1 protein-coding gene is annotated in these 798 nt (G+C 78.1%); it reads left to right on the top strand.

Annotated elements, in window-relative coordinates:
• Positions 1-357: 357 nt before the first annotated feature.
• Positions 358-798: amidohydrolase family protein (locus VR44_RS47725; RefSeq protein WP_342669407.1), on the top strand; the 441-nt coding region annotated here is incomplete at its 3' end.

The following is a 798-nucleotide window of genomic DNA, read 5'->3' as shown; positions in this document are numbered from 1 at the left end:
TCGTACGACGGGATCTTCGCCGAACTCGACGAACGCGCGGCGATCGTGGACACCCACCCGCACAACCTCCCGGACGGCCCGGCCGCCGGCCGACCCACGGTGGCAGCCGGGGCGCCGGACGGTGGGCCGGGCGGCGCGGGCACAGGCGTCGGCGCACCGGGGGGACACCCCGGCGGCATGACCGGTGGGCCCGGCGGGCCGGGCGGAGGCCATGCCGGTCCGGCTGGAGCCTTCGGCGGTCCCGCCGCGGGCTCGGGCGGTCCGGCCGGCGGGCCGGGCGGGAGGCACGGCGGCCCGGGCGGGACGCACGGTGGCGGGCCCGGTGGGCCGGGCGGTGGGCCCGGGGGGCCCGTGTCCGTGCCCGGGTTGCCGAACTTCCTCTGCGACTTCCTGCTCGACACCACCCGCGCCGCCGCGAACATGATCCGCACCCGGACCCTCGACCGCTTCCCGAACCTGTCGGTGATCCTGCCGCACGGCGGCGGCTTCCTCCCGCAGATCGCGACCCGCATGGAGGCCTTCGCGGGCGCCTTCGACCCGCCCGTGGACCCCGCGGCGGTACGGGACCACATGCACCGCTTCTACTACGACACGGCCGGCCCGCTCTCCCCGGCCGGCACCCTGCTGGCGACGGTGGACCCGCACCGGATCCTCTTCGGCAGCGACTGGCCGGCCTGCCCGGCCGCCGTGGTCACGGACCTGGCCCTCCCCGCGCTGGCCGCCGACCCGGCGTTCACCCCGGAGCTGCGCCGGGCCGTGAACCGGGAGAACGCACTGCGCCTGATGCCGGGGCTGGTC

The organism is Streptomyces katrae, assembly GCF_000966975.1.
GTDB lineage: Bacteria > Actinomycetota > Actinomycetes > Streptomycetales > Streptomycetaceae > Streptomyces > Streptomyces katrae.
Note: the sequence above shows the minus strand (reverse complement) of the source record. Positions and strands in the feature narration are given on the sequence as shown.